The organism is Runella sp., from assembly GCF_027484545.1.
In the GTDB taxonomy this organism is placed as follows: Bacteria; Bacteroidota; Bacteroidia; order Cytophagales; family Spirosomataceae; genus Runella.
On the sequence record NZ_JAIXST010000175.1, the window covers coordinates 1 to 22,692 of the forward strand.

Annotated in this window: 26 protein-coding genes; 24 read left to right on the forward strand and 2 right to left on the reverse strand. The window is 42.8% G+C overall.

The window, feature by feature from the left end:
* Positions 1 to 69: 69 nt before the first annotated feature.
* Together Q0081_RS16530 and Q0081_RS16535 are read left to right on the forward strand one after the other, a co-directional pair.
* Positions 70 to 885 (forward strand): hypothetical protein, encoded by an 816-nt coding sequence (locus Q0081_RS16530; RefSeq protein ID WP_298355456.1) that lies wholly within the window; start codon positions 70 to 72, stop codon positions 883 to 885.
* A gap of 207 nt (positions 886 to 1,092) precedes the next feature.
* Entirely contained in the window at positions 1,093 to 1,629 is a 537-nt protein-coding gene (locus Q0081_RS16535; RefSeq protein WP_298355458.1) for a hypothetical protein, read from the forward strand.
* 216 nt (positions 1,630 to 1,845) lie between these two features.
* On the opposite strand, the gene Q0081_RS16540 is transcribed toward Q0081_RS16535, so the two are convergent.
* Positions 1,846 to 2,841 (reverse strand): transposase, encoded by a 996-nt coding sequence (locus tag Q0081_RS16540; protein ID WP_298355460.1) that lies wholly within the window; start codon positions 2,839 to 2,841, stop codon positions 1,846 to 1,848.
* A gap of 250 nt (positions 2,842 to 3,091) precedes the next feature.
* Here Q0081_RS16540 and uvrC point away from each other — a divergent pair, with 250 nt between their 5' ends.
* Positions 3,092 to 4,897: an excinuclease ABC subunit UvrC gene (uvrC, locus tag Q0081_RS16545; protein WP_298355462.1), complete on the forward strand. Its 1,806-nt coding sequence runs from the start codon at positions 3,092 to 3,094 to the stop codon at positions 4,895 to 4,897.
* Positions 4,898 to 4,942: 45 nt separating this feature from the next.
* Here uvrC and ytxJ read toward each other — a convergent pair whose 3' ends face one another.
* Positions 4,943 to 5,290 carry a bacillithiol system redox-active protein YtxJ gene (gene ytxJ / locus Q0081_RS16550; protein ID WP_298355463.1) on the reverse strand — a complete coding sequence of 116 codons (348 nt, stop codon included), beginning with the start codon at positions 5,288 to 5,290 and terminating at the stop codon, positions 4,943 to 4,945.
* Positions 5,291 to 5,364: 74 nt separating this feature from the next.
* On the opposite strand from ytxJ, the gene Q0081_RS16555 reads away from it, so the two are divergent.
* The 21 genes from Q0081_RS16555 (at position 5,365) to ruvA (ending at position 22,568) form a co-directional block, all read left to right on the forward strand.
* Entirely contained in the window at positions 5,365 to 6,702 is a 1,338-nt protein-coding gene (locus Q0081_RS16555) for a 3-deoxy-D-manno-octulosonic acid transferase (protein WP_298355464.1), read from the forward strand.
* Between the two features lie 49 nt (positions 6,703 to 6,751).
* Positions 6,752 to 8,218 carry a M81 family metallopeptidase gene (locus Q0081_RS16560; RefSeq protein WP_298355466.1) on the forward strand — a complete coding sequence of 489 codons (1,467 nt, stop codon included), beginning with the start codon at positions 6,752 to 6,754 and terminating at the stop codon, positions 8,216 to 8,218.
* Between the two features lie 168 nt (positions 8,219 to 8,386).
* Positions 8,387 to 10,411 (forward strand): NAD(+) synthase, encoded by a 2,025-nt coding sequence (gene nadE / locus Q0081_RS16565; protein ID WP_298355468.1) that lies wholly within the window; start codon positions 8,387 to 8,389, stop codon positions 10,409 to 10,411.
* A gap of 138 nt (positions 10,412 to 10,549) precedes the next feature.
* Complete coding sequence (locus Q0081_RS16570) at positions 10,550 to 11,074, forward strand: REP-associated tyrosine transposase (protein WP_298355469.1); 525 nt, start codon at positions 10,550 to 10,552, stop codon at positions 11,072 to 11,074.
* Positions 11,075 to 11,171: 97 nt separating this feature from the next.
* Positions 11,172 to 11,621, forward strand: coding sequence for a methylglyoxal synthase (locus Q0081_RS16575; RefSeq protein WP_298355471.1), 450 nt, complete (start codon positions 11,172 to 11,174; stop codon positions 11,619 to 11,621).
* Positions 11,622 to 11,667: 46 nt separating this feature from the next.
* The gene (locus Q0081_RS16580; protein ID WP_298355473.1) at positions 11,668 to 12,234 is read left to right on the forward strand and encodes an aminodeoxychorismate/anthranilate synthase component II; all 567 of its coding nucleotides are present in this window, start codon (positions 11,668 to 11,670) and stop codon (positions 12,232 to 12,234) included.
* A 79-nt stretch (positions 12,235 to 12,313) separates the two neighbouring features.
* Positions 12,314 to 13,288: a bifunctional heptose 7-phosphate kinase/heptose 1-phosphate adenyltransferase gene (locus Q0081_RS16585; protein ID WP_298355475.1), complete on the forward strand. Its 975-nt coding sequence runs from the start codon at positions 12,314 to 12,316 to the stop codon at positions 13,286 to 13,288.
* A gap of 70 nt (positions 13,289 to 13,358) precedes the next feature.
* Positions 13,359 to 13,610: a hypothetical protein gene (locus Q0081_RS16590; protein ID WP_298355477.1), complete on the forward strand. Its 252-nt coding sequence runs from the start codon at positions 13,359 to 13,361 to the stop codon at positions 13,608 to 13,610.
* A complete protein-coding gene (locus Q0081_RS16595) occupies positions 13,603 to 13,854 on the forward strand; it encodes a Txe/YoeB family addiction module toxin (RefSeq protein WP_298355479.1) in 252 nt (83 codons plus the stop codon). Before Q0081_RS16590 ends, Q0081_RS16595 begins: the two co-directional genes overlap by 8 nt.
* An 11-nt stretch (positions 13,855 to 13,865) precedes the next feature.
* Entirely contained in the window at positions 13,866 to 14,789 is a 924-nt protein-coding gene (hemC, locus tag Q0081_RS16600) for a hydroxymethylbilane synthase (protein ID WP_298355481.1), read from the forward strand.
* Positions 14,790 to 14,858: 69 nt separating this feature from the next.
* Positions 14,859 to 15,848, forward strand: coding sequence for an anthranilate phosphoribosyltransferase (gene trpD, locus Q0081_RS16605; protein ID WP_298355483.1), 990 nt, complete (start codon positions 14,859 to 14,861; stop codon positions 15,846 to 15,848).
* Between the two features lies 1 nt (position 15,849).
* The gene (locus Q0081_RS16610; protein WP_298355485.1) at positions 15,850 to 16,449 is read left to right on the forward strand and encodes a Uma2 family endonuclease; all 600 of its coding nucleotides are present in this window, start codon (positions 15,850 to 15,852) and stop codon (positions 16,447 to 16,449) included.
* Positions 16,449 to 17,258, forward strand: coding sequence for an indole-3-glycerol phosphate synthase TrpC (trpC, locus tag Q0081_RS16615; protein WP_298355487.1), 810 nt, complete (start codon positions 16,449 to 16,451; stop codon positions 17,256 to 17,258). The genes Q0081_RS16610 and trpC overlap by 1 nt, the downstream gene beginning before the upstream one ends.
* Before the next feature lie 42 nt (positions 17,259 to 17,300).
* A complete protein-coding gene (locus Q0081_RS16620; protein WP_298355501.1) occupies positions 17,301 to 17,945 on the forward strand; it encodes a phosphoribosylanthranilate isomerase in 645 nt (214 codons plus the stop codon).
* Between the two features lie 23 nt (positions 17,946 to 17,968).
* Positions 17,969 to 18,466: a signal peptidase II gene (gene lspA / locus Q0081_RS16625; protein ID WP_298355489.1), complete on the forward strand. Its 498-nt coding sequence runs from the start codon at positions 17,969 to 17,971 to the stop codon at positions 18,464 to 18,466.
* Between the two features lie 36 nt (positions 18,467 to 18,502).
* Positions 18,503 to 19,699 carry a tryptophan synthase subunit beta gene (gene trpB / locus Q0081_RS16630; protein WP_298355491.1) on the forward strand — a complete coding sequence of 399 codons (1,197 nt, stop codon included), beginning with the start codon at positions 18,503 to 18,505 and terminating at the stop codon, positions 19,697 to 19,699.
* Positions 19,700 to 19,720: 21 nt separating this feature from the next.
* Positions 19,721 to 20,371, forward strand: coding sequence for a DUF2306 domain-containing protein (locus Q0081_RS16635; protein WP_298355493.1), 651 nt, complete (start codon positions 19,721 to 19,723; stop codon positions 20,369 to 20,371).
* A gap of 11 nt (positions 20,372 to 20,382) precedes the next feature.
* The gene (locus tag Q0081_RS16640; RefSeq protein WP_298355495.1) at positions 20,383 to 21,249 is read left to right on the forward strand and encodes a hypothetical protein; all 867 of its coding nucleotides are present in this window, start codon (positions 20,383 to 20,385) and stop codon (positions 21,247 to 21,249) included.
* 75 nt (positions 21,250 to 21,324) lie between these two features.
* Positions 21,325 to 21,525 carry a hypothetical protein gene (locus Q0081_RS16645; RefSeq protein WP_298355497.1) on the forward strand — a complete coding sequence of 67 codons (201 nt, stop codon included), beginning with the start codon at positions 21,325 to 21,327 and terminating at the stop codon, positions 21,523 to 21,525.
* Positions 21,526 to 21,647: 122 nt separating this feature from the next.
* The gene (locus Q0081_RS16650) at positions 21,648 to 21,974 is read left to right on the forward strand and encodes a Dabb family protein (RefSeq protein ID WP_298355503.1); all 327 of its coding nucleotides are present in this window, start codon (positions 21,648 to 21,650) and stop codon (positions 21,972 to 21,974) included.
* A 3-nt stretch (positions 21,975 to 21,977) separates the two neighbouring features.
* Entirely contained in the window at positions 21,978 to 22,568 is a 591-nt protein-coding gene (ruvA, locus tag Q0081_RS16655) for a Holliday junction branch migration protein RuvA (protein WP_298355499.1), read from the forward strand.
* Positions 22,569 to 22,692: the final 124 nt, after the last annotated feature.

The window sequence follows — 22,692 nt, forward strand, 5'->3', positions numbered from 1 at the left end:
ACGCTATCCATATTTATTCTATTAAAAAATAGTACTTTGCAAAGCACATGTTTTTTGTAACTTTGCTTCATGGAAGCAAAAAAGAAAAAACGCCAATCAAGCCAATACGACAAGATTTTCAAGGAAAATATCGAAGCCGTAATTTCGAGCATCATGGAAAATGTACTCGAAATTACGGCTGTTTCTATGGAAGAACTTCCCGATGATATTCAGCATACCAAAGAACGAAAACCCGATGTCCTCAAAAAAGTAACTGATACTAAAGGCGACACTTTTGTCCTTCAAATTGAGTTTCAAGTGAGAGACGAACCCGAAATGGTGTATCGGATGCTTGAATATTATGGAATGCTTGAACGAAAGTACAAAACACCTGTAAGGCAATTCGTCATTTTTCTTGGGTCAGACAATCCTAAAATGCCAACCGAACTTGACCGAGAGAGGCTAAAATTCAGTTTTCCACTTGTTTCTCTTTCGACACTGGATTATCATATTTTCCTCAACTCGGACAAACCCGAAGAAATCATTTTGGGGATTTTGGCAAACTTCAAAGGCGAAAACCCAGAAGACGCTCTAAAACAGATACTTGTACGTATCAAAGAAACTACCAAAGGAGATTTTTCGTTAAATAGATACTTTAATCAGTTGCGAGTTTTAGCACAACTTCGTAACTTAGAACTAAATTTAAAAAACGCTATGGACAGCATCGCAGAGTATATCAAAGAAGAAAGAGACGTTCTCTATCTTCGTGGACAAGAACGTGAACAAATGAAGTTTGTTAAGAACCTCTTGACAGAGACGGATTTTTCCCTTGACAAAATCGCAAAAGTGGCAGGCGTTGCAGTGGACTTTGTTAAGTCTGTTCAGCGACAACTTACTGTCAAATAGACACTTGTTGACTTTTTCCTAATGGACATTTGACTGGCGAAAGATGCGGCAGCCACCAACATTGTATTTATGAAAAAGTGGCACACGGAAGTTATTGAGCTTCCTGCTATTTTCAACATTAGCCCTAAATTGGGCTTTTGTGCTTTTAATCCCCCTTCTTCATAAATACCCGTCCGTTAGCAGTAATTATAAACAACGACAATAACTATGGACAGAAAGGTATTAATGAATCAACTTACACTTGCATACAGCCCATTATGCAATTATGATTTTACAATACTGAAGGCCGACCCTGTAATTCAAAATATTATTGAGAATAGTAGCTTATATGCAATTGTCCAAAGACCAGAAATAAGATTTGACAACATTACAAACAACGAAGAAGAAAAATATATTGAATTTGAAATTCGACAGCACAACAATCCGAATATTCTTAAATGTAAAGTTCCCCTATTTCAACAACATATTGCGACAAATCCAGAAAATGAAGTTTTAGTTTATTTTGGTTCTAATGACAAGAATAACAAACTTGTTGCTTTACCGCTGAATAACATTCACAGTATGAAATTTTACGAACAAAGTGTTGTTACTGAAAATTTTTTATTTTGGATTTCACCTGAGAAATTTTTACAGAATTATTGGGACGGACTAATCGAAGCTGAAATCGAAGGCAACATTCACGATTTTACTAAGTATTATGTTCATTACGTCAATAGTTCGCTACGGATTATGCAGCGATTTTAGCGTAATTGGTTAGTATTGCTATCTTGGGGTTATTTTCTTGCTGTTCGGGGCAAATTCCGAACACGTCAAAAAATAAATTCAAGAAACGTTCATTGAAATATTGAGGCGGTTCGCCGCTGCGACTTAATATCCTGAATAGAAAAGGGTTGTCTATTTTGAATTGGTTGCGATAGCCAATGTGTTATTTTAGCCAATGAAAGCAAAGTCAGTGAAAAGTTATGCGGGGTCGCCCGTGCGATGAAAATCAAGCCTTTGTTGTTGAGTTGATTGGCAATGGGTCAAACCCAAGTGCTGCTTGGCATCTCTATATACAAATTCGATTTGGTATCTGAGGTGATAATAAAGGTACAAATCAATACCTGTCATAGTCAAATCAGTAGAGATGAAGATTTTGCAGTTTTTGATGCTCCCATCAGTCTTATAATTCTGTACAACGACTGTTTTAACCCACCTTTTGAGGGCTTTGGCATAAGCCAATCCTTCAAAAGCAGTCCAATCATCTTCTTGAAGGCAAGCTCTAAAATCGCTTAAATCAAGGTTTTTCGTGTCTATTTTTCCTGAAAATTGTTTCTTACGGCCTCTGCCTGTGCGCTGTAGTCCTGTGTAGGCATAATACATGGCTGCATCATCTCTCATGCGCGTAATTAGATGCAAACCGGCTTGGGTGACTGAATCAATGAATGATTTTTTTGAAAAATAGGCATCAACCGCCACATATTTGGAGACAGTCAGCAGATTAAAGGCATCCTTGACCAGTAAATCAGCATAATAAGCCAGTAAATCCTGCCCTTTGGACAAAATTGTTTGAGTCGCATGATAATGAAAGGAGGTATAATTTTCTACATCTACAACAGCAATACCGACTAACTCTATACCTCGACTTACCTTTTGCTTACACCCCGACCAAAAGTAGCCTATCCCGGGAGTCTTTTTGCCCGATTTATTCAAAAATGTAGGGTCTAAAACCCATACCTTTTCTACACCTAAATATTTGAATAATTCCAAGTTAAATATCTTAAAATCAAACGATTTGGAAAAATTAGCCCGATAACTCTCGGAACTCAAATCGCCTTGTCGAGATAAGTTCTCAAAATGATAACGGCCTCTTAAGCCTAACCATAAATTGGTTAAGCCTATAAAAAATTTTGCCTGCCATTTGCCTACATTAGACATTTTGCTCAATATTGTACTCGTGAGGATTTCTATACTCATGGGTAAAAAGTAGTTTTTGGTTCGCAAAACAAATCTACTTCTTTACCCTTTATTTTTTATAACCTGTCAAAATCGTAGCGAACTATTGTTTGTATTGAACTACTTAAATATATGGTAGCAATACAAATCAATTTATAAAAAGTTATCAAACATTAAAATATGTTAACCCCATCTGAAACTCCCCCATTTTTCTTTACCCCAAACTTTGGCGAACTTTGTATTTATCAAAAACAGAAGCCACTGAAACAATATGCCCGATTTTGACCACAAAGCTGAGTTAGCCAAAATCCCTTCTGAGCCGGGAGTGTATCGTTATTTCAGCGAAGAAGAAGAAATCATTTACGTGGGAAAGGCGAAAAACCTGAAAAACCGCGTCAGCAGTTATTTTGTAAAAAATCACGCCGACCGCAAAACGAGGCGGTTGGTGAGTCAGATTCGGCGCATTGAATTCACCATTGTCCACACCGAATTTGACGCCTTATTGCTTGAAAATCAACTCATCAAGCGCTATCAGCCTCGCTTTAATATTCTCCTGCGCGATGACAAATCATATCCATTCATCAAGGTTTTTAACGAACCTTTTCCTCGGGTGGAAATGACGCGTAGGGTGGATAAAAAAACGGGAACGTATTATGGCCCTTTTGCCAATATCAGGGGAATGTACAACCTGCTTGATATGTTTCGCGAGTTGTTTACGTTACGCACCTGCACGCTCAATCTATCGAAGGAGAACATTGAGGCGGGAAAGTATAAAGTGTGCATGGAATACCACCTCAAGCGCTGCAAAGGGCCGTGCATGAACTTGCAGCCGACAGAAGACTACGAGCAGGAAATAGCCCAAATCCACCAAATTTTGAAAGGACAATTGAGCGTTCCGCAGAACTATTTTAAGCAAAACATGATGGTGGCTTCTGAAAAAATGGAGTTTGAAAAAGCCCACGAATGGAAACAAAAACTGGACTTACTCCAAAATTTTCAGGCTAAATCAACGGTGGTGAATCCTAAAATCGGCAACGTGGATGTGGTCGCAATTGCGTCCGATGAAGAGTCGGCGTATGTGAATTACCTCAAAATTGTGAACGGCTACATTATGGCCGCTCAAACGCTGGAAGTGAAGAAAAAACTCGACGAGCCCGACGACGAAATTCTGGCGTTGGTGCTGTTTGAGATGCGTACCACCTACGAAAGCGACGCTAAAGAAATTATTTCCAACATTGAAATCACTACCGATTTTAAGGCAGAAGTCACTATTTCCAAAATCGGCGACAAGCGCAGTTTGCTGGATATGGCCCTCAAAAACGTGCATTATTTCCGCAAGGAAAAAGCCGAACGCAAACTCATCGAATCAAGTGCCACTACCAATCGCCGCGACCGGGTTCTCATCAAACTCAAAGCAGACCTTCAACTGAAAAGTCTGCCGCACCACATCGAATGTTTTGATAACTCCAACATTCAGGGTACCAACCCCGTAGCGGCGATGGTGTGTTTTAAAGAAGGTCGTCCGTCCAAGAAAGATTATCGGCATTTCAGCATCAAAACGGTCATTGGCCCCAACGATTTTGCCAGTATGTATGAAGTAGTCTCGCGTCGCTACACACGTGTACTGGAAGAGCAATCCGAGCTGCCTGATTTAATAGTCGTTGACGGTGGAAAAGGACAACTTAGTGCCGCCTGCGACGCCCTCAAAGCCTTGGGTATCTACGGTAAAGTACCGATTGTCGGTATTGCCAAACGGTTGGAGGAAATTTATTTCCCTGAAGATTCTTTGCCGCTGTACATTGACAAAAAATCAGAATCGTTGCGATTAATTCAACAAATTCGCGACGAGGCTCACCGTTTTGCCATTACCTATCACCGCGATAAACGCAGCCGTAATGCTTTTGTGAGCGAGCTCGAAAACATTGAGGGAATTGGTAAAAAAACCGCTGCAAACTTGCTGAAAGAATTTCGTGGGGTAAAAGCCATTCGCGAAGCTGATGTGGATAAAATTGCGGAGTTTGTAGGGAATGACAAAGCCCGGAAAATCAAGGAATACTTTGATACGATAGAACAGTAGAGACGCCGCATCGGCGGACCGAAAATTTTGCGTCTCTACAATTTATTACACCAAAGACGCTACCTGTGTTTTGATGGCATCAAACGATATATCAAAATGAGAGGCATCGAATACGCTGGCTCCATTTTGAATAATTAATACCTGTGGTGACTCATGCCATACGCCAAAATCTTCGGCAACTTGATTTGAAATGGGTCGATTGGCAATCAAATCCAGGAAATATGGCTTTAAATCACCTACTTCTTCGGATTTCCAACTACGCTCCAAACGTCCCAAGGTGGCCGAACTAATCGAACAACGAGTACTGTGTTTGAGAATCAAAACGGGATGTTGGAAAGACTCTTTCTTGATTTCTTCTATTTGAGTACTGTTGGTGAGTGGATTCCAGTTCATTTATTTAACGCGTGAATTAGTGAATGAATACTTGAGTGAATATTTTTACGGTCATAACGTAACTTATCTCAAAATTGTTCGCTTTTTTTTACACCCTTGGTATTCACTTATCGGTAATGTTGGCCCGTATCGTGGCGCTTTTCCACCCTAAAACGCGTAAATGGGTAGAAGGGCAGGCTATCGCTCAGCCTTCGGGCAAAAGGCAAAGGGCAAATTTTCATCAATCACTCAATCACTCATTCACTCATTCACTCATTCATACTCCCACTTTTTGGTTTCACGCCGCTTCTTTAGGGGAATTTGAACAGGGTCGACCTGTGATTGAGGCCGTTCGGAAACAATATCCGAAAGCCAAACTCGTCTTGACCTTTTTTTCACCGTCGGGTTACGAAATACGAAAAGACTACGACCAAGTGGATTTGGTTTGCTACTTACCAGCCGATACCCCTGCCAATGTCAACCGATTTTTAGACGCCGTTCAGCCCAACATAGCTTTGTTTATTAAGTACGAATTTTGGCATAATTATTTACACGAACTGAAAAAACGTCAAATTCCAACCCTCCTATTTTCGGCCATTTTCAGACCCAATCAACTGTTTTTTAAGTGGTACGGCGGCTTTTATCGGCAGATGCTATTTTGCTTCGACCACGTTTTAGTACAAAATAAGACTTCTGAAGAATTACTGAAATCCATTGGCTATCTCAACGTCACAGTGGCAGGGGATACGCGCCTTGACCGTGTTGCTCAAATTGCCGCTCAAGCCAAATCATATCCCGAAATTGAAGCATTCAAAGGAAAGACACCGCTTCTGATTGTAGGTTCAGCGTGGCCCGATGATATGGAAGTCTTAATCCCTTTTCTAAATCAATTTACCCAACCACTCAAAGTCATCATTGCCCCGCACGAAATCAACACCGAACAAATTCAGAAGTGGCAGTCAGAATTACAGGGAACAAGTTTACGGTTTACAGTTTACAGTTTACAGTGGAAGGAGCAAGAGGCAAAAAACAACCCACTCGACATTCTCCACTCTACCCTCGACACTTTATTTCTTGATACCATCGGAATGCTTTCTTCCCTTTATCGCTATGCGGATTTTGTATACATCGGCGGGGCCTTTGGTGACGGATTACATAATATTTTGGAACCGGCCGTATTTGGAGCGCCGATTTTTTTCGGAAAACCGCATTACCAAAAATTTCAGGAAGCCCACGACTTGTTACAGCTTGACGGGGCTGTTTCCGTTACAAATACGGAAGAACTGAAACAGGGGTTTACGGAAGTATATGAAAATCAATTGGTAAGAGAACAACGGGCTGACATTTGCCGTGAGTATGTTCTCAACAATGCGGGAGCAACGGAAAAAGTCATGGAGGTGATTAAAGCCCTCCAAAGTCAAAAGGGAGGCTGAGTGTCTGGCACGCTTGTTTTTATCCTAAATTACGTCCAACGTCCCAATTATGCCACGCCGAAAAATCGCCCTTATCGAAATCCAACAGGAGACCAATTCTTTCTCGCCTCTGTTGACAACGCTCAAAGAGTTTGAATGGTCGTTTCTAAAATACGGCGATGACATTCTTCCCGAAGCAAAAACCTCTAAATTTCAAACGGGAGGATTTTATAAGGCCATGACCGAATATGGCCGTAATACGGTCGAACTCGTCCCCATCATCTGCGCTTGGGCACAGTCCGGCGGCCCACTTTCTGAAGACACATTTGCCCATTTTAAGGCCGTTATTGAACATTCCCTCATTCAGCATCCTGATTTGGCAGGAATATGGCTTTCCCTGCACGGCGCCATGGGAGTACAAAGCATGACCGACCCGGAAGGGAATTTATTGGAATGGTTGCGCGAACGAGTAGGCAACGAAATCCCGATTGGTGTCCCCCTCGACCTTCATGCCAACGTCACCCAACGCATGGTGAAGCACGCCACCTTTATCAGTGCTTACCATACTAATCCACATCGCGACCATTTTCAAACTGGCTATAAATCGGGGAAAGTATTAATTGATACCGTTTTGGGAAAAGCAAAACCTACGATGGCTTTTCGTAAAATGCGATTGCTGAAAGGTGGGGGATATACCATTGATTTTTTGCAACCGATGCGGGCTATTTTTCGTAGAATGCGCCAAATGGAGAAAATACCGGGGGTATTAAGTGTTGCGAATTTCCCCTGTCACATTTGGCTGGATGAGCCGGAACTGGGTTGGAGCACGGTTGTGGTCACCAACAATAACCCGATTTTAGCCGACCAGTTGGCCAAGGAATTAGCCAATTTAAACTGGAGCGTCCGTAAAATTGCCCATCCTCAACCCGTCACTCCCGAATCAGCCATTGAAAAAGTGAAGCAGGCAAAATTTCGTCGATTGGTCGGAACGGCTATTTTGTGTGATGTTTCGGACATTGTCTCGGCCGGGGCTCCCGGTGAGAATACCCACCTGATTCGCGCCATTTTGGAACAAGCCCCATCACTCGTTTCGTATACTTCCATTCGAGATGCGCAGGTAGCTCAAATGGCCTTCGACCAACCCGAAGGAAGTTGGCTAAAAGCAACGATTGGCGGCAAATTGGAGCCTCGATTTAACAGGTCATTGGATTTTGAAGGAAAAGTAATCCGTAAATTCGAAAGCCAATTGACCGGAAAAGTAGTTGTATTACAACACGAAGGAACGCACATCGTTGTAAGTGAAAATCCTAACCCCGTCATGAAGCCGCAATTTTATCAGGATTTGGGACTTAATCTGTGGAAGGCCGATTTGGTTACCGTTAAGAATCTTTTTCCTTTTCGGTACCATTTCCTCAAATACAATCGTCTTACAATCAATGTATTATCAGCAGGAACCACCAATGTAGATGTTCATCAACTTGATTACAAATACATCCCAAGGCCTATTTTTCCATTAGATGGCATAGAAAGTTGGTAAATTTTTTCAAAAAAATATACCAAATAAATGTGACTTTATATACCATTATATCGTCTCACGCGCGAAAAGTGACATGAGATTTTTTTTCAAATGCAGGTTTTCCTGCTTCTTCATTGGGTTTCTCGGTTGGAAATCTCAATTTTGTACAAATCATTTACCTATTTTAACATGCCACTTCTCAAAGTAGCCGCCGGCACCAGCAATACCACTCCTTTGGCTTGGGATTCCAATCGCCGAATTATCCTTGAAGCCATCGAAGAAGCTCGCCGTCAGGAGGTGAGTCTGCTCTGTCTTCCTGAATTATGTATCACGGGTTACGGCTGCGACGATGCATTTTATAGCCACAATACCACTTCGCAAGCCATTGAGAGCTTGCTTGAAATTGTGCCGCATACCTCCGGTATAATAGTAGCGGTGGGTTTACCTTTACGATTCAATAACAAAATCTATAATACGGCCTGTTTGATTGTCAACAAGCATATTGTAGGATTTGTCTGCAAACAGCATTTGCCCAATTACGGCGTATTTTACGAAGATCGTTGGTTTCACCGTTGGCCTGCAGGAGCGCGGGACGAAGTTAAAATAGCCGGTTTTAGTTACCCTATCGGCGATTTGGTTTTTGATTTATCGGGCATACGTGTTGGTTTTGAAATTTGCGAAGACGCTTGGGTGGCCCAACGCCCCGGACGCGCTCATTTTGAACGCGGCGTAGATATTATTCTCAATCCGAGTGCCAGCCCTTTTACGTTTCATAAATTCATGACCCGTGAGCGATTTGTGATTGACGGCTCGCGTTCTTTTTCCTGTAGTTATGTATATACCAATTTACTGGGAAATGAGTCGGGACGCCTAATTTTTGACGGCGATGCCATGATTGCTTCCGAAGGAGCCCTTTTGGCCTCCAGTCCGCGTTTTGGCTACGCTGATTATTACATTACGTCAGCCGTGATTGATACCGACCTCACCCGACTTTCGCACGCTCAAATCAAGTCTTCCATTCCTTCCGGGAATTGGAAAGTGGTAGACACATTCAGTTGGCAGGAAGCATCTCCCACTTATCAAACACCTGAATTAGAACCTTTTGAACGAGGTGGTTACTTAAAAGAAGAAGAATTTGCGCGAGCAGTCAGTTTGGCCTTGTTTGATTATCTCCGCAAATCCCGTTCCCAAGGTTTCACCGTTTCACTTTCAGGCGGGGCTGATTCTTGCGCCTGCGTTGCGCTCTGCGGGCTCATGATTCGCTTGGCCGACGAAAGCATTGGTTTGGAGGCTTTTAAACAAAAATTGAATTTTATTAAAAAAATTCAGGGAGAAACGAGCGTTGAAGGCATTGCCAAACAGCTCATTCATAGCATTTACCAAGGCACAGAAAACAGCTCGAATGACACCTACGACTCTGCCCAAAGTCTGGCCGAGTCCATCGGCGCCACTTTTTACAATATCAACATTAATGGGCTTGTTGAAACGTACAAAGGACTGATTGAACAGCAAATAGGTCGTGATTTGACGTGGGAACAGGATGATATTCCACTTCAAAACATCCAAGCCCGCGTCCGTGCCCCAAGTGTGTGGCTGTTGACAAATTTATACGGCCACTTGTTGCTTGCTACTTCCAACCGCTCCGAAGTGGCCGTAGGCTACTGTACCATGGACGGCGATACCGCAGGAAGTATCAGTCCCATTGCGGGCATTGACAAATATTGGTTGCGGCATTGGCTTGTTTGGCTCGAAACCATCGGTTGCAACGTCAAAGGCAAATACCTTAAAATCGAAGGTTTGAAAAAAGTAAACAGCCTGCAACCTACCGCCGAACTGCGGCCGCAGGACAAAATGCAAACCGACGAGAAAGATTTGATGCCTTATGAAGTATTGGATGCCATTGAAAAAGTGGCTATTAGAGACAAAAAATCTCCCATTGATTGCTTCAAATTCATGGAGGTCCGTTTTGCCGACATTTACTCGCGCGACATGTTGTTCACTTCCGTTGAACGGTTTTTCAAATTATGGAGTCGTAACCAATGGAAACGTGAGCGCTATGCCCCGAGTTTTCATTTGGATGATTACAACCTCGACCCTCGCTCCTGGTGCCGTTTTCCCATTTTGTCGGGAGGATTTGAGAAAGAATTGGAAGACTTGAGAGCGTACTTTGAAGGGAAGAATAATACGGCAAGAAAAGGGAAAATAGGATTTTAAAAGTTGAACGCCGGGGCAAATGCCCACATTTGCCCCGGTCTTTTCAAACTAAACCCTGATTCAAACACAGTGAGCTGGTGCAAACTTCTGAGTTTGCACCGCCCAGCGTCCACGCTGATGAAAATATAAATCTAACAAATGAGAAGAACAACTTACTCTTCTGAAATTAATTTCCTAACACTCACCGTAGTCCATTGGGTTGATGTCTTTACCCGAGTCGAATACAAAGACTTTCTAATCCGCTGTTTACGACATTGTCAACAAAACAAAGGATTGGAAATCTACGCATACGTACTGATGACCAATCACTTGCATCTTATTGCTCGTTCTACTACCCAAGACTTAAGCTGGGTACTGCGTGATTTGAAAACTTTTTCATCTAAAGAATTGGTCAAAATGATTCAGGATAACCCCCAAGAAAGTCGAAAGGGTTGGATGTTACCTATTTTCTTCAAAAGTGGAGTAGATAACCCCAAAAATAAATATCACCAATTCTGGGAAAATGAAAACTATCCGACGGCTCTTTGGTCTCCTACAGTAATTCAACAAAAAATAGATTACATCCACGAGAATCCGGTGAAAGCAGGAATTGTGAATGAGCCCCACGAGTATTTTTACAGTAGTGCCAACCCGCTTAGTCCATTAAAGGTGAATGAGATGTAAATTGCCGCGTGGACGCGGAAAGGTGCAAACTCAGAAGTTTGCACCAGCTCAATGCAACATTTGCCCAATCTCTTTCAAGCTAAACCCTGATTTAAATATGCAAAACCGTACCATTCAAGCCCGAAAGCGTATTGCACTGGTGGCCCACGACCACAAAAAAGCGGATTTGATTCAATGGGCTTCTGCCAATAAAGAACGGTTGATGCCTCACGAACTATACGCGACCGGTACGACGGGTCAATTACTGCAAGTATCCCTTCAAACGCCCGTTACCTGTCTGTTAAGCGGCCCCTTGGGCGGTGATCAGCAGATTGGAGCATTGATAGCCGAAGGTAAAATAGACGTGTTGATTTTCTTCTGGGACCCTATGTCGGCCCAACCCCACGACCCGGACATCAAAGCATTGCTGCGACTGGTTGTGGTTTGGAATATTCCCATCGCCTGCGACCGCGCTACCGCCGATTTTATTATGACTTCGCCCCTCATGAGCGAAGCTTACGAAACAATCTTACCCGACTATGACTCCTATCTTAAAAGGAAGGTTTGAGGTACGATGATAAATGGATACTTTTGCGAGAAAATTAGGAATAGATATGAAAATACTGGTTCTCGACAATTACGACTCATTTACGTACAACCTCGTCTATATCCTGCGCGAACTTCACGATGATGTAGAAGTACACCGTAATGATAAAATTACCCTCGAAGAAGTAGCGCAGTATGACAAAATTTTGCTTTCTCCAGGTCCCGGTATTCCATCGGAAGCCGGTATCATGCAGGATTTGATTCGTACTTACGCTCCCACCAAAAGCATTATGGGTGTTTGCTTAGGTCATCAGGGCATTGGAGAAGTATTCGGTGCCAGTCTCAACAACATGGCCGATGTATTGCACGGCATCAGCGATACAGCCATCATCACTGACCCTTCCGAGCCGTTATTTCAGGGACTTCCAAGCTCCTTCCAAGTAGGACGTTATCATTCCTGGACGGTGGTAGTAGATACTGTTCCTGATACGATGACCATTACAGCTATTGATGAAAACGGACAGGTAATGGGACTTCATCACAATACGTACGATGTGCGCGGAGTTCAGTTTCACCCCGAATCCGTCCTGACCGAGCACGGCAAACAAATGTTACAAAACTGGCTTTCTATTTAATTGTGAATGAGTGAATTGTGAATGAGTGAATAAAATCAGATTCACTCATTCACAATTCACTCATTCACTCATTTATAACATGAATATTGACGAAATATTTGATTCTTTCAATTCATTACGCGTACTGATTGTGGGCGATGTAATGTTGGATGCGTACGTGTGGGGGAAAGTGGAACGAATTTCACCCGAAGCACCCGTACCTGTGGTCGTGGCACACCGTCGCGAGTACCGATTAGGAGGCGCAGGCAACGTAATTTTAAACGTTCATGCTCTTGGCGCAGAGCCAATTATTTGTTCAGTGATTGGTCAGGATACTGAAGCCTTGAATTTACTGGGTGAGTTGGAAAAACGGGGCCTCCGCACCGACGGTATTCTCCAAAGCCCCGACCGCATTACAACCGTCAAAGAACGCATCATTGCTGGTTCACAGCAGGTAGTTCGGGTCGATACCGAAACCGATAAAGTCATTACGACGGATGAGCAAAACCAATTGATTGAAAAAGCGAAAGAACTGATTCCCCAATGCCAGGTAGTCCTTTTTCAAGATTATGACAAAGGAGTGCTGTGTCCCAACGTCATCAAAGAAATTACGGATTTTGCGAATTCGCTCAGAATACCGACCGTAGTTGACCCTAAAAAGCGAAACTTTTTGGCTTATCAAAATGTCACTCTTTTTAAACCTAATTTGAAAGAATTAAAAGAGGGACTAAAAGTTGACTTTGACGTTAGAAAAGAGGACGAACTCAAAGCGGTAGTGAAGCAATTGCGTAAGGCACTTAACGCCAAAGGCGCTTTTGTAACGCTTTCCGAACGAGGTGTTTATATAGACTTCTTAGACCAACAACACAGCATTGCCGCTCATAAAAGAGAAATAGCCGACGTATCGGGTGCGGGCGATACAGTCATCAGCATCGCTGCCTGCGCCATTGCGCTGGGCCTTGCTCCCGACATTGTAGCCGAACTTTCCAATCTTGGCGGCGGCCTTGTCTGTGAACACGTGGGAGTGGTACCGATTGATAAAGAATTGCTGAAGGCAGAGGCTAAGAAGGGTTAAAAAAATAGAAACCTATCCGCTTGGCTTGATTGTTCATGACATAAATGCTCAGTATTAAAATAGAATGATTATGAAACATACAATCTCATTAGATTTAGACGAGCTTAACGGTACTTTGATCCGCCGGCTTAAAGCTTTCTTTGGCAAAAGAAAACATGGTAAAGTGACAATTATCTTAGAAGATGAAATTGATGAGACTGAATACCTTTTACAGTCTACTACAAATCGAGAAAGGTTATTACGTTCATTGGATAATGCTAATCAAGGTAATTTTGTTACTCCAGACTTAGACCAATTCCGTAAACTAACAGCCGATGCGTAAACCGGTTTTTACACCTGAAGCATGGGAGGAGTTTATGGAATGGTCGAAAGAAGACCTTAAAATCCTCAAGAAAATTCTTGAACTAATTGATGATGCTTCTCGCAATCCGTTTGCGGGACTGGGGAAGCCGGAAGCTTTAAAACACAACTTAAAAGGCTGTTGGTCAAGAAGAATAACGCAGGAACATCGCTTAGTTTACCAAGTAACTGACCTGATCATTATCAAGTGCAAGTATCATTATTGACATCATCACCAATGCACATAAAAATCGGAACGCGCGGCAGTCGCTTAGCCCTTTGGCAGGCCTACTACGTCCAAAATTTATTAGAAAAAGGCGGCCTTTCTACCAAAATAGTTACTATTGAAACCAAAGGTGATCAGATTCTTGACCGTTCGTTGTCGAAAATTGGGAGCAAAGGTGTTTTTACGCAGGAACTTGAAGACCAACTTCGTGATGGCCGCATTGATATTGCCGTTCACAGCGCCAAAGATTTACAATCCGAATTGGACGATGATTTGGAACTGATTGCTTTCACGGAACGTGAGCGCGTTAACGACGTATTGGTGAGTCATAACACTTCGCTTTCGTTGGGCAGCGGAGCGAGTTTTGTTGTCGGGACATCCTCTACCCGTCGGGTAGCTTTGTTGAAGCATTTTTACCCCCATATCAAAACCGTTGACATGCGCGGCAACCTCCAAACCCGCCTTCGCAAACTCGAAGAAGGGCAGTGCGATGCCATTCTATTGGCTTTCGCAGGCGTACACCGCATGGAATATGATTCATTGATCAGTGAACATTTATCCTTAAATGAATTTACGCCCGCCGTTGGGCAAGGCAGCATGGCAATAGAATGTAGCCGAGAGATGGAAAAAGGCAAAAGAGAAGAAGTACGAGCATTACTCAATCATTCCGATACTGAAACCTGTCTGTTGGCAGAACGAGCCTTTCTAAGACGATTGCAGGGCGGATGCAGCGTCCCCGTCTTTGGTTTGGCTTCTTTGGAAAATGACACTGTAAGCATGACGGGAGGCGTAGTTAGTTTAGACGGACAGCAATTACTGAAACATACAGTCAGCGGTGTTGCTTCTACTCCTCAAAACGTGGGAATCCAATTGGCTGAGTTACTTTTAGCCGAAGGAGCAGCCGATATTTTAGCCCAAATCAAACAAAACTTATAGATCACAAAACTTGCCAAGTCTGTTACTATTTTAACATTGTCAAGTTTAACTGCAATCGACATTCAAAAAATGAAAGCCACGCTAAACTACCTCCTCAACCACCAAACCCTTGACCGCGACACGGCTTACCAAACGTTCCTGGGAATTGGCCGTGGCGAATATAACCCCTCACAAATTGCCAGCTTTTTAACCATTTTTGCCGTTCGCGGAATTACTGTCGAAGAACTGTGCGGCTTCCGTGATGCGATGTTGGAGCTTTGTCTTTGTGTTGATCTGAAAGCCTATGACCCCATGGATGTATGCGGTACGGGCGGCGACGGCAAAGACACTTTCAATATCTCGACTCTTTCTGCTTTTGTAGTAGCAGGTGCAGGACAACGCATAGCCAAACACGGAAACCACGGCGTTTCGAGTCCGGTAGGTTCTTCAACTGTTTTGGAACATTTAGGTATCAAATTTTCCAATGACATTGATTACTTAACCCGTAAGATAGAAACCGCAGGAATTTGCTATTTACATGCCCCTTTGTTTCATCCCGCCATGAAATTTGTAGCGCCCATTCGTAAAGAATTAGGTATAAAAACCTTTTTCAATATGTTGGGTCCTTTGACCAATCCCTGTTTTCCCAAAAAGCAATTGATGGGGGTGTTTAGCCTTGAATTAGCCAGACTTTATGCTTACCTTTACCAGAAATCAGATCACAATTATTTGATTGTTCACGCATTAGACGGTTACGATGAAGTGTCCTTGACGGGTGATTTTAAAATAACTACCGCTCACAGTGAGCAAATACTGTCGCCGATTCACCTCGGTCTAACTACCCTTGCGCCTGCCCAACTCTCGGGTGGAGTCACCTTGGCCGATTCGGCCAAAATTTTCCTGAACGTACTGAATGACGAAGCTACTCCTGCTCAAAAACAGGTGGTATTGGCCAATACTGCGTTGGCATTATACGCAGCCAATCCTTCGTTATCATTGACCGATGCCGTAGCTACGGCCAAAGAATCACTGGAAAGCAAACGTGCGTTGGCATGTTTTAAAAAACTAATCGAAGATTAATATGGGCGCATTGACTTTCAACGATTTAGACCCCAAAGGTACGTATACCTACGCTGATTACTTGAAATGGACTTTTGAGGAGCGACTTGAGCTTATCAAAGGTAAAATTTTCAATATGTCGCCTGCGCCCGCCAGAAGGCATCAAAAGATTTCAGGAAAGTTATCCTTAACTATTGGAAATTACCTTGAGGGTAAAACCTGTGAAATGTACACGGCTCCTTTTGATGTACGTTTAACTCCGCTCAAAGGCAATAAACGAAAAGACAATCAGATTTATACGGTAGTACAGCCGGATATATGTGTCATTTGTGACATAGACAAACTCGACGATCGAGGTTGCATCGGTGCTCCAGATTTGATTATTGAGATTTTATCGCCCGGTAATACAAAAAAAGAGATGAGCGATAAATTTCAGGTATATGAAGAGAACGGTGTCAGAGAATATTGGTTGGTAGAACCCAACGACAATGTCATCATTGTTTATGTACTCAACGATGAAGGTAATTATATTGGTTTAAGACCCTATACCGAAGACGACGTGATTACATCAAGCGTACTTCAGGGACTTGAAATATCTGTCAGTAAAATTTTTGAACCCTAATGAACATTCTCGACAAAATAATAGCCCACAAACGGACCGAAGTAGCCGAGGCGAAATCAAAAATCAGTATTGCTCAACTTGAAAAATCAGCACTCTTCGGCAATTCTACTTTTTCACTCAAAAGCGCTCTGCAAACCGAAGGAGCTTCGGGAATCATTTCTGAATTCAAACGCAAATCTCCTTCCAAAGGCATTATCAATGCCTCGGTACAACCCGAAATTGTGACCAAGGGGTATGTAGATGCAGGCGCCAACGGTCTTTCGGTATTGACTGATACTGAATTTTTTGGCGGCAATTTCGAAGACTTTGGAAAGGCCCGAATTGCCAATCCAACCACGCCCATGCTTCGCAAAGATTTCATGATTGATGAATATCAGCTTTGGGAAGCCAAAGCCATTGGAGCAGATGTGATTTTACTCATTGCTGCCTGCCTTTTGCCTGCCGAAATTCGCTATTTAGGACAAAAAGCCCATGATTTGGGGTTAGAAGTACTGCTCGAAGTGCACGACCGTGAAGAATTGGAGCAGAGTGTTTGCGAATACGTAGATATGATAGGAGTCAATAATCGTAATTTAAAAACGTTTGTTACTTCCATTGAAACTTCTTTGGAATTGGCGCAACTTATTCCCGACAATTTCGTCAAAATATCAGAAAGCGGTCTTAAAAATGCCGAAACCATTCAACAATTACGTGCAGCGGGTTATCAGGGTTTTTTGATTGGAGAATCATTTATGAAAACCTCAAATCCTGCGGCCGCCTTAGAAGAGTTGATAAGCGAACTGAAACCCAAAATTCAATTAACTGAATAATAAATTAACCCTTAACAGTGCTCCGGCACTTGCCCCACTATGATGAAGATTAAAGTTTGCGGAATGCGTGACAAGGCAAATTTAGCCGAATTGATTGAATTGAAACCCGATTTTATCGGCTTCATTTTTTACGACAAATCTCCCCGTTATGTAGGAGACCTCCTCGATGAGAAGCTTGTCCGAAGTATCTCAAAACCAATTAAGAAAGTAGGTGTCTTTGTCAACTCAAACCCAGACTATATTCTTCGGATTGCCAAAAAATATGATTTGCAATATGTGCAACTCCACGGACATGAAACACCCGACTTTTGCCGCAATCTCAAAAGCCGTGGGGTAAATGTGATTAAGGCGTTTTCGATTGACGAATCCTTTAATTTCGCAAGCCTTAACAACTACAAACCTCATTGCGATTATTTCCTTTTTGACGCCAAAGGCTCTGACCCCGGCGGAAATGGAATAGCCTTCGACTGGGACATTCTCAAACGCTACCAAGATAGAGAAAAGCCGTTTTTCCTGAGCGGAGGGCTTTCATTAGAAAATATTGCGAAAGTCAAAGAACTTGGGATAAAGATTTACGGGTTGGATGTAAATAGCAAATTTGAAATAGCACCCGCCGTCAAAGACATCGAAAAACTTCGGCAATTGATTGACATTGTTCGCCCTGCCGAAGAAGAAGTGGAAGTATAAATAGGCCATAAAAAGTATAAGCCATGATGCTGAAAAAATTCATACGGACTGTCCTCATTTTAATGATTGTCGGCGTAAACATCGGATGCGACCAAGTTTCTAAAAACATAGTCCGTAAAAATGTGTATTTCTACGACAACATCCAACTTCTTGGTAAACACCTGACTTTGACCAAAGTAGAAAATTCGGGAGCTTTTTTGAGCTTGGGTGCGACCCTGCCTGATTTTGCTAAAACCCTGTTTTTATTGACACTTCCAGTCATCGCGCTTATTTTGGGATTGGTATTTCTATTATTTAAATCTGATTTGTCAAATCAAAAACTCGTCGGATTGTGTTTTATTATTGGAGGGGGCATTGGCAATCTTTTTGACCGATGGCAATACGGGTCAGTGACTGATTTTTTGCATATCCAAGTGGGTATATTTCAAACAGGTATTTTCAACTTAGCCGACGTATCCATTATAGTTGGAGCGTTCATTATTCTGAGCGGTTCGTTGATTCAGCGCAAAGCCCTCTCTTAACTAAAAAATTCAGCACTTATCTTAGCTATAAAAGTAATGACAACCACATTAGTAAATTCTCCCTTTCAAGTCAGCGAACGAGGCTATTATGGTCAGTTTGGCGGAGCTTTTATTCCCGAAATGCTGTACCCCAACGTAGAAGAACTCCGCGAAAATTACCTGAAAATTATGGCACAACCCGATTTTCAGGAAGATTTTCAGGGATTACTCCGTGACTATGTCGGGCGGCCTACTCCGTTGTATCTGGCCAAACGACTTTCGGAAAAATACAATACCACCATTTATCTCAAACGCGAAGACCTTTGTCATACAGGTGCGCATAAAATCAATAATACCATTGGGCAAATTTTGTTGGCTCAACGTCTCGGTAAACAAAAAATCGTAGCAGAAACAGGTGCCGGGCAACATGGGGTAGCCACCGCAACAGTATGTGCTCTAATGGGAATGGAGTGTATCGTGTACATGGGCGAGATTGACATCCAACGCCAAGCGCCCAACGTGGCTCGTATGCGAATGCTCGGCGCAGAAGTTCGTCCCGCCATGAGCGGCTCCCAAACCCTCAAAGACGCGACCAACGAGGCAATGCGTCACTGGATCAATAACCCTGCCGACACTCACTACATCATCGGTTCGGTCGTAGGGCCTCACCCCTATCCTGACATGGTGGCACGCTTTCAGTCGGTTATATCCGAAGAAATCAAAAAGCAATTGTTCGAAAAAACGGGTTCTGAACTTCCAGATTACGTCATTGCGTGCGTAGGAGGAGGTTCCAATGCCGCAGGAGCGTTTTATCATTTCTTAGATGACGAATCGGTAAAACTCATTGCCGCCGAAGCAGGCGGACACGGCATTGATTCAGGTTTATCGGCCGCCACTACATTTTTAGGCAAAATCGGTGTTTTACACGGCAGCAAAAGCATTTTGATGCAAACCGAAGACGGACAAGTGGTTGAACCTCACTCCATTTCAGCAGGCTTGGACTATCCGGGTATAGGTCCGCTTCACGCGCATTTGCACGACAGCCGCCGCGCCCAATTTTACGCCATCACCGACGATGAATCCATCGTGTCGTCCATGGAATTGGCCAAACTCGAAGGCATCATTTCTGCCCTCGAAAGTGCTCACGCCTTAGCTGTATTGCCTTATCTCAAAGCAGCTCCTAACGAAACCGTCGTTATCAACCTCTCGGGACGTGGTGATAAGGATTTGGCGACATATATGAAGTATTTGTAACATATAGAAAGGGTAGCAGTTATGCGATTATATCGGGTTTCTTCTACCCTTTTCCTCCTCTCCATAGCAGCCTTCACGCTACTGATGCTTACGAAGGTGATTCCCTACCTGAGTTTTGAGTCTGAAATTGATTTCTTGACTACTAAAACCGACCGAGTACTCACCCGCAATGATTTTCAGGCAGCATTTTACGTACATATCCTGAGTAGCTGGTGGGTCATGTGCATTGGTATATTTCAATTTGTTCCGGCTTTAGTAAAAAAATATCCCCAACTGCATCGAACCCTCGGAAAAGTTTACGTATTTTCGATACTGATTTTAGCGGCTCCGTCGGGGTTGGTTTTGGCTTGGTATGCCAATGGCGGATTACCTGCCAAAGTTGGTTTTTCGTTGCAATGTGTTGTTTGGTGGTTATGTACGTGGGTAGCTTGGCGCGAAATAACTCGGCAACAATGGCAACAACACGTGGAGTGGATGATGCGGAGCTACGGTGTTACGCTGGCAGCTTTGAGCCTGCGCGTAGGGAGTTACGGAATGGTTTATTTATTTCATACCAAGCCCATTGAGACCTACCTGACCGTTACGTGGCTGTCTTGGGTAGGGAATTTAATCATAGTAGAAGTATTGATTTACAACAATTTAGCAAAAAATCTACTTAAATACATTCGTTAATTTTCTCATTGATGAAAAACGCTTTTTGCCTTATTCTGATTGCTTTATTCGGTTATGGTTGTACCCGTAAAGCCAATGAAAGTTCAAAGCCTACCGCTATTCCTGTCAAATTGATTACCCACAAAGAAGCGGCGGATTCTTTACGAAAAGATACGACCGTTCCACTCAAACCCCTTCGTATTTCTGACTTGTCAACCGAAAAAACAACCGCTTTTTTTGCCAATCACAATCTAACGGCTTTGTTTTTTGACTCTACCCTGGAAGGAGGATATGCCAATCGCTTTGACGGTTTTTACGGTACAGATTTTTACCGAATCGAATTTTTTTACTCGGATATTCACCGAGATTCTTTGCAACCCAATGTGTATCACGTCAAAGGAAAAAATCGTTTCAAAAAAACAATTACACCCTTTGAAGGAACCATAACCTTTAGTAAGTTGGCTACGTTTACGGATCCCAACCTCAACGAAGAGCATTACGACCACGACGAATTTGAGCTAAAACAAGCCTATACTACGGAAGCAATTTTTGAATTTCGTGAAAATCAGGCCGCCAAAGGTTCGGGTATATTCAGTGGAAAGATGTTCATGGACTTTTTTGAACGTAAAGACGGGAACATTGAACTTTGGTATTTTTCACCCAACGCACCTGCTCAGGCCGGTGGATTCAAATTTGAAGGAAATTGGGTTAATTATAAAAAGACATTGAATAAGCCCGTCGTTTGGGCAAAAGATCTGTTTATGTTTGCCAATAATATCCTGACAGACTTTTCAATTGGAGAACGTGAAGTAGAAATCAACAAAAAATACCGGCATCTGGGTTGGGACAATTACTGGGAAAACGACGAGTGGTGGCACGAAAGTCCTACAATTCAATAAATTTCTCCGAACTTTTTCAATCCCTTTTGCATTAACTCAAAACGATTATTTCATTTTTTACCCTTTATAAATTCTATGACTACACTAACTCTCATGGAAGTTTCCGAAATGCGCGTGAAACTCAAAAACCTCGAAAAACAAATTGCATCAGGCGAACTGTCACTTTTTGACCGCTGCGAAGTGGAAGACGAAATTTTGGAACTGAAAGAGCAATTGGGCGATTTTGAACGCGGCGTACGCGAAGAAAGCAGCGAATGTATCAACTGCTCAGGATAAGCCCCTTAGCCCCCAATGGGGGAACTAAACCAATAAAGTTAACCTGAAAAAATCAAATGAAAATCAAACATTTAACTCCCTTTTGGGGCTGGGGGCTTGTCCTCCTTCTTTCTTTCGGTGCTATGGCTCAAACCTCTTCCGATAAGGTACTTCGTCACGTAGTGATGTTTAAATTTAAAGACGGCACCACACCCGCACAGGCAAAAATTGTAGAAGATGCTTTTCGCAAACTTCCTACCCAAATCAAAGAAATAAAGGGCTATGAATGGGGAACCAACAACAGTCCTGAAGGATTGGCGCAAGGTTTTACTCATTGTTTTTTCCTGACCTTTTATTCAGAAGCCGACCGCGCTGTCTATCTGCCTCACCCCGACCACAAAGCCTTTGGCAAGGTTTTAGGACCTTACTTGGACAAAGTTTTAGTGGTTGATTACTGGACACAAAAATAAAGCATGATAGCATACTTAAACGGCAAATTGGCTTATAAAGACCCCGCCTATCTCATTATGGATGTAGGCGGGGTTGGTTATGAAGTCAAGATTTCATTACAAACCTTCAGTGCATTGCCAAACATTGGCGAGGTATGCAAAATAGTTACGTATCAGCAAATCCGGGAAGATGCGCATGTCCTCTACGGTTTTTCTGAACCTACTGAGAAAACATTATTTCTTGATCTCATCAGCGTATCGGGCGTAGGGTCTGCTACGGCTTTGATTATGCTCTCTTCGCTGTCGGCAGGAGAAATCAAGCAGGCCATTGTAAATGAAGACGTTAAACTGATTCAAACCATCAAAGGAATCGGTGGTAAAACGGCTCAACGGGTCATTATTGATTTAAAAGACAAAATCAAAAAAGAAGGCCTGCTGTCTCCTCAACCCAATATATTTATGGCCGCCAATAGCCAAGTCAGAAGCGAAGCTATTTCGGCGTTGGTCATGTTGGGAATCCCGAAACCAACCGCTGAAAAAAGCGTGGATACCATTCTCAAACGCGAAGGCGACCAGATTACGGTAGAGCAATTGATAAAATTTGCTTTGCGGTAATTATATCTTGGATTCAAGTTTGAAGTGCAATTTGGTGTTTTAGAGCAAACTGGATGGGAGATAAATACCCAAGAGTTTTTCGGGGTCGGTTGTTTAGTTGATTTTCAATCCAATTTACGTCACT